Source organism: Parvibaculum sp. (assembly GCF_030694575.1).
GTDB lineage: Bacteria > Pseudomonadota > Alphaproteobacteria > Parvibaculales > Parvibaculaceae > Parvibaculum.
The window spans coordinates 1-5,767 of record NZ_JAUYUS010000080.1; the positions used below are offsets into that span (position 1 = coordinate 1).

General features: G+C 60.7%; 6 protein-coding genes and 1 pseudogene. 2 read left to right on the forward strand and 5 right to left on the reverse strand.

The window, feature by feature from the left end; all coding sequences use genetic code 11:
* Both Q8S60_RS11540 and Q8S60_RS11545 read right to left on the reverse strand, forming a co-directional pair.
* Positions 1-192 (reverse strand): annotated as a pseudogene (locus Q8S60_RS11540) (methyltransferase); the annotation flags it as partial.
* Positions 182-646 carry an Rrf2 family transcriptional regulator gene (locus Q8S60_RS11545; protein WP_305277275.1) on the reverse strand — a complete coding sequence of 155 codons (465 nt, stop codon included), beginning with the start codon at positions 644-646 and terminating at the stop codon, positions 182-184. The gene Q8S60_RS11545 and the pseudogene Q8S60_RS11540, both read right to left, overlap by 11 nt.
* Positions 647-1,060: 414 nt before the next feature.
* On the opposite strand from Q8S60_RS11545, the gene Q8S60_RS11550 reads away from it, so the two are divergent.
* Positions 1,061-2,566: an alpha/beta hydrolase gene (locus Q8S60_RS11550; protein ID WP_305668569.1), complete on the forward strand. Its 1,506-nt coding sequence runs from the start codon at positions 1,061-1,063 to the stop codon at positions 2,564-2,566.
* 162 nt (positions 2,567-2,728) lie between these two features.
* Here Q8S60_RS11550 and Q8S60_RS11555 read toward each other — a convergent pair whose 3' ends face one another.
* Positions 2,729-3,427, reverse strand: coding sequence for a toll/interleukin-1 receptor domain-containing protein (locus Q8S60_RS11555; protein WP_305278266.1), 699 nt, complete (start codon positions 3,425-3,427; stop codon positions 2,729-2,731).
* A 167-nt stretch (positions 3,428-3,594) separates the two neighbouring features.
* Here Q8S60_RS11555 and Q8S60_RS11560 point away from each other — a divergent pair, with 167 nt between their 5' ends.
* Positions 3,595-3,954 (forward strand): hypothetical protein, encoded by a 360-nt coding sequence (locus tag Q8S60_RS11560; protein WP_305277279.1) that lies wholly within the window; start codon positions 3,595-3,597, stop codon positions 3,952-3,954.
* A 37-nt stretch (positions 3,955-3,991) separates the two neighbouring features.
* Here the strand turns inward: Q8S60_RS11560 and Q8S60_RS11565 are convergent, their stop codons facing one another.
* Together Q8S60_RS11565 and Q8S60_RS11570 are read right to left on the reverse strand one after the other, a co-directional pair.
* Complete coding sequence (locus Q8S60_RS11565) at positions 3,992-4,309, reverse strand: chaperone modulator CbpM (RefSeq protein WP_305277281.1); 318 nt, start codon at positions 4,307-4,309, stop codon at positions 3,992-3,994.
* On the reverse strand, positions 4,306-5,244 hold the full coding sequence (locus tag Q8S60_RS11570) for a DnaJ C-terminal domain-containing protein (RefSeq protein ID WP_305277283.1): 939 nt from the start codon (positions 5,242-5,244) through the stop codon (positions 4,306-4,308). Before Q8S60_RS11570 ends, Q8S60_RS11565 begins: the two co-directional genes overlap by 4 nt.
* Positions 5,245-5,767 lie beyond the last annotated feature (523 nt).

The following is a 5,767-nucleotide window of genomic DNA, read 5'->3' on the forward strand; positions in this document are numbered from 1 at the left end:
CTCCATGCCGCCCCCCGCGCCGAGCACAAGCACGTTCGCGTCGGCGGGCGCCCGCTCGCCGAGCAGGATCGCCGTCATCCGGTGAAGCTCCGCATAGGCCGGCACGAAGCGCAGCGGCCCCTCCGTATACTGAGCAACGGCCGCCGGGTCGTTGAAATTCGCGATCATCTGTCTCGTCATCTCAGCCTGCATGGGCTTTCTCCATTTCGTGCGGTCCGCCCCGCGCGGCGAGGCGCTTTTTGAAATCCTTCGCAAGCGCGGCCAGCGTCACCCCGCCCAGCCGTTCGAGCAGCAGCGCCTCCGCCTCGTCGAAGGCCTGCGTCAGCGCCGCGTTCACCGCCTGCTCGACGAGACAGCCCGGCGCCTCTGTCCGGTTGCCGATGGCAAGAAGGGAAGGGCCGCCCAGCGCCTCATGAATGTCGCGCAGCGTCACCGCCTTCAGGTCGCAGGCGATGGACCAGCCGCCGCCATGCCCTTTCTCCGAGCGCACATACCCCGCCTCGCGCAGCCCCGCCATGATCCGCCGGATGACAACCGGGTTCGTCTGCATCGCCCTCGCGAGCACCTCGGAAGTCATCGGCGCGTCATGGGCATCCATATGCAACAGCACATGCAGCACGCCCGACAATTGGCTGTTCCGTTTCATGTAACTTTATATGTTACGAGTCGTGCGCGGAGTCAAGCGGGTGCTTATTCCCACCCTCCCCCTGAGGGAGGGTCAAAATTCGCCTGGCGAATTTTGGGGAGGGGTAGGCCCCACCCGAAGTCCAGAACGCATCGCCCCTCCCCCTCTCCCCTCGGGGTGAGGGAGGGAACGGCCGCAACGCGGCCGTGGAAGGGTGAGGGGGAGCCGCAACCACCCGCGTTCAATGACGCGCTACCCACAACCAGCACCGTCATTGCGAGCAAAGCGAAGCAATCCAGAAACCGCTAACGGGGATCGCACTCGCGATGTTTAATCCGCTCAATGACGAGTTATGTACAGATTGTGGGATGACAAATGGTCGCTAAGTGAGGAATGCTGTTGTCTGCATTCAAGATTAATTCATGGGGGGATTCATTGTCGAACGCAGATCACGTTACCTGGCTTCGGGGCGGAAAAGACACGTGGAACGAGCGGCGGCGATTGGTCAAGTTCTCGCCTGACTTATCAAATGTAAATTTCAGCGAAGTCGCGTCGCTTGCTTCGCAGCCAGAGTATAATTTTCGGGGCTTTGACTTCTCGGGAGCAGATTTGACGTTTGCCGACTTGAAGGGGCTCGATTTCGAGCGAGCTAAATTCACTGGGGCCGATCTGTCCGGCGCTAATCTATCGGAGTCGAATTTCTTCCATGCACGTTTTGATCGAGCCGTTTTCCACGGCGTAGTTGCCAAGCAAGCCAAGTTCGATCAGGCAAGCTTCAAAGACGTTGACCTTCGACAATCTGTTCTTGAGGGCGCAAGCTTTAAGAACGCGCTTGTCGATTCAAACGCAATGACCACTCTTCAGGCAGATATAATTTCCCTGACGCCCAAACGCTCACGCGTTTTCGTTCGCGAACCATACAAAATTGGCACACATGACAGAAGCTTAGATAATTTGAGCTCTGAGCCACCGCAGAAGGAACAAACCTATCTCGTTCTCTATGCGACAAACCGTAAGCGAACCTCGACTGAAAGCGATTGGACTTTCGGCAACCTGAGAGACAATAAGCTGAACTTTGGCGCGGCTCAGGTCTTCGTGCCGAAGTCCCACAAGATTGGGTCAGTAGGATCGCCTTTCTGGAAACGGCGCTTGATTGGCGATGATCGACTCAAAATTCGAAAGCTCACGCCATTGAATGGCGACCTGCATTGGGAAATGGTCACGGAAAATTTCTCTGCGGGTAGGGATTCATCTCCGGCAACGGTTTTAATTCACGGCTTCAACACTAGCTTCGAATCCGCAGTACTCTGGGCCGCACAGATCGGCACTGACTTGGGATTGAGGCGTGGTATCAGTCTCTTCAGTTGGCCGTCACAAGGCGCGATGACGGCATACTCTGTCGACGAAGGGGCAGTCGAAGCGAGCAAGCATCACCTCGCTCAGTACTTGATCGAGTACATGGATAACGCCCCTGAAGGGGTCAACATCATCGCGCATAGTATGGGATGCCGTTGCCTTGCCGGAGCACTGGAGATTATCGGGCTTAGTAATCCCGCCAAACTCCGAAATCTCAAACACATAGTGTTTGCTGCCGCCGATGTGGATCAGGATGTAATGCGCAATGTCGGGGCGCATGTAGTCGGCAATTCGGGGCTAACGACATCGTACGTTTGTGGCAATGACCTTCCGCTATCAACCTCAGGGTGGCTGCATGACTATGCCAGGGTGGGACTGCTGCCGCCGGTGTTCCTGTTGTCTGAGGTCGATACGGTCGAGGTAGGAAAAGCCCGCTTACTTGAGCTAGGGCATGGTTACGTGTCGTCAGCCAAAGAAATTTTGAATGACTTGTTCCAAATCCTCATTCATTCGAAAGCACCGGCGGAGCGTTTCGCACTGGAGGAAGTTGCACACGGGTCTGGGCACTGGAGGATCAAAGAATAAAGAATCGCGAGTGCTGAGTGCTGAGGTTGAGGATCATCCCATACAGCGACCGTGCCATCAATCGGGTGTGCGGAAATACACTGACGCGGTGACCCGGTGAGTGCCACCGTTTCGGAGCTAGTACCGCTTGTCCGACGTGGGGCGACCAACCCGGCAACAACGCTAGAGGGCGACCAACTCGGCGAGCTTAGCCGCGACGTTGGCCATCGGCTCTTCTATAGTACTCAGGCCGCTTCGCGAGGCTAGCATGGGGCTGACTTCGCGGAGAGCTTCATACGTCGTGTCGTGCACGATAGGAATGAGCCGCTCACCCGCGAGGAGTGCCGAAAGCTCTCTATCGGCGATGCTCTCCTGTGGTAGCCGCCGCAGTAGCGCAGGGGTCACGAGCACAACCCCAATCCGAGAATTCGCCAAGCCTTTGTCGATGGTGCGGAGCAACGGCACGCCGAGACCGACGTCCTTCTCGCTGAACCAGACCTTGACATCAAGTGACACAAGCAGATCGTGCAAATCCTTGGCGGCACCCTGCCTGTCGTCCCACGCATGACAGAGAAAGACGTCCCGAAGGTCAAGGGACGCTTGTTTCTCAACGCGCTCGCGGACCGGCGTGAGTGCCAGCACTTCTGCAGGCGTATACAACACGGACGAAGTTGGTCGCGACCATCTCGGCTTTACGCTGCGGCCGGACCCGCCGCCGCCGCTCCTGCCGACGGCGCTACTCCCAGACGAAGAGTAGGACGGGGACGGGGGCGAGTACGACCCGTAGCTGCTGTAGCCGCCGTAGCGGCCACGACATGCGGGGCAGGCCGCTGCCCCGCTCGCTGTACGATGTCCTTCTACGGGTGCTGTACATCTCGCCATGTGTCCGATGATACTCGTTACCATCGCTGCTCTCAATCGCTATCGCAATGCAAGCCTTCTAAATGTCAGTATAGAGACGTCACCTCCCAAACCTCCACCCCCGCCCTTTAAATAAAAACCGCCGCCACCTTCTCGACTGAACTCAACCCCACCGGAGCCTCACCCTCATGAACATGACAACGCGCATTGCCGCCGTGCTCGGTCCCGTGCTCATGGCCGTGACCGTCTCCGAGACCGTCAATCTGAACATCTGGCACGATGTCCATCCGACGGTCGTCTATCTCAACGGCCTCCTGTTTCTGGTTGGCGGTCTGGTGATCGTGACGGCGCATAATCGCTGGCGGCTCGATTTCGGCTTGCTGGTCACGCTCTCCGGCTGGCTTCTTGTGGCCGCGGGCGCCTTCCGGATGTTCTTCCCCGCCGCGCAGCAATTGGGCCCCGGCCCGGGCACATACATTCTGATTGCATCGCTCTTTGCCCTTGGCGCGGCCTTGACGCTCTACGCCTTCCTTGTACGGACGAAGTGAGCTCCGATTCGCGCCGCAAACATAAACAGTCTCCCCCTCACTCCCTCATCGCCCCGATCACAGCCTCCCGCACAGCCTCATCCTGCCGTGCCACGGCCGCCGTCAGCGCCATGAGCTGCTGCCGCGTGTCGTAAAGCTGGTCGAGCAGCGACAGGATGACGGGAAGCGCCCCCGCCTCGATCTCGAGTTCGTAGCGGAGCGTGCAGATAAGCCGCACCCGCGCGCACTCCATCTCCGAAAAGACAAGCGCGCCCGCTTCCTCGCGCGGCGCCACAAGCTCTTCGGCGATCCATGCCTCGAGATCGCGCCGCTGCAGGGCCTCGATCCCTTCCACGAGTTCCTCAATGTTTGTCATGCGAGCATCTCCTTGCGCGGGTCCTGCGGCGTGCGCGGTTCCCAGCTTTCGAGAAACTCGGCCAGCGCCGGCTCCTCGCCCTCGGGCAGAACCACTTTCAGCGTCACCATCTGGTGCCCGCGCTCGCCGCTCTTCCGGTTTTTCACGCCCTTGTCGCGCAGCCGCAAAACCTTGCCCGTGTTCGATCCCTTCGGGATCGTCATGGCGACGGGCCCCGCGATCGTCGGCACCTCGATGCGCGCGCCCAGCACCGCCTCTTTCAGCGTCACGGGAATATCGACATGGATATTGTCGTCCTTGCGGCGGAAAAAAGGATGCGGCACCACATGCAGTTCCACATAGGCGTCGCCCGCCGGCCCGCCGCCGAAGCCCGGCATGCCCTGGCCCTTCAGCCGCAGCATCTGCCGGTCCTCCGCGCCTTCGGGAATGGTCACGTTCAGCGTCTTGCCGTCCGGCATCGTCAGTGTACGGACAGCGCCGTTCGCCGCGTCGAGAAAGGAAACGGGGAGCGTATAGCTCACATCCTGCCCCCGCGCCTTGAAGTCCGCGCCGCCGCGCCGCCCGCCGCCCATCCCGCCGCCGCCAAAGGCGCGGGCGAAGAAGTCGTTCAGGTCCTCGTTGCTCGCAAAGCCGTCGCCCGCCGCGTGCGCGCCGGGCCCGCCGGCAAAGCCCGCATCGGCGAAGTCGCGGTAATAGCGCTCCTGCGGCCGCTCCGCGCCGCCCGCGTCGATCTCGCCCGCGTCGAAGCGCCGCCGCTTCTCGCTGTCCTTGAGGAGGTCATAGGCCGCCGAAACCGACTTGAACCGCGCCTCGGCTGCCTTGTCGCCGGGGTGCAGGTCGGGGTGAAGCTTCCGCGCCAGTTTCTTGAAGGCCGCCTTGATCTCCGCCTCGCTCGCCGTCCGCGCCACACCAAGCGTCTCGTAAGGATCGTCCATACCACTCATCCCGCTGCCGCCGCCCCGGTAGCTAGGTTGGCATCCCGCCAAAACCGGGGACAAGTTTTTTTCCCTCTCCCCGACGCTGCATGAAAGTCACGGGGACAAGTTTTTTCCCTCTCCCCTGCGGGGAGAGGGAAGGGGCCCACCGAAGGTGGGAAGGGTGAGGGGGGCCACACGGAAAAGTCTCTCGTTTGCCCACCCTGCCAAACCGGGGACAACATCAAAAACATCCGTACACAGATGATAGAAAACCCGCTTTGTGACAGATCGATAACAGTTCGATGACAGTCAAACCCGCCCACCGGAAAACCGCCGAAATCCGCCCTTTCGAATTGTGACAGCCGCGGCCCGGAAGGGACCCGCACGTCCGCCCGGCGCGCTGTGTGATCCGTGCTAAACTGCCGTTCCATGGGCGATCGGGGCGCGGCGGCGTTGCGGAAAAACATCGACGGAACAATGGCTTGGCTGCGGCGCGCCGGGGCGGCCCTGCGCGCCCGCGCGCGGCTGCCCGCCGGCCGCA

What these genes read in the sequence shown, in the direction of transcription:
- Q8S60_RS11545 (WP_305277275.1), bottom strand. Translation starts at nt 646, where the DNA reads ATGAAACGGAACAGCCAATTGTCGGGCGTGCTGCATGTGCTGTTGCAT.
- Q8S60_RS11565 (WP_305277281.1), bottom strand. Translation starts at nt 4,309, where the DNA reads ATGACAAACATTGAGGAACTCGTGGAAGGGATCGAGGCCCTGCAGCGG.
- Q8S60_RS11555 (WP_305278266.1), bottom strand. Translation starts at nt 3,427, where the DNA reads ATGGCGAGATGTACAGCACCCGTAGAAGGACATCGTACAGCGAGCGGG.
- Q8S60_RS11570 (WP_305277283.1), bottom strand. Translation starts at nt 5,244, where the DNA reads ATGGACGATCCTTACGAGACGCTTGGTGTGGCGCGGACGGCGAGCGAG.
- Q8S60_RS11560 (WP_305277279.1), top strand. Translation starts at nt 3,595, where the DNA reads ATGAACATGACAACGCGCATTGCCGCCGTGCTCGGTCCCGTGCTCATG.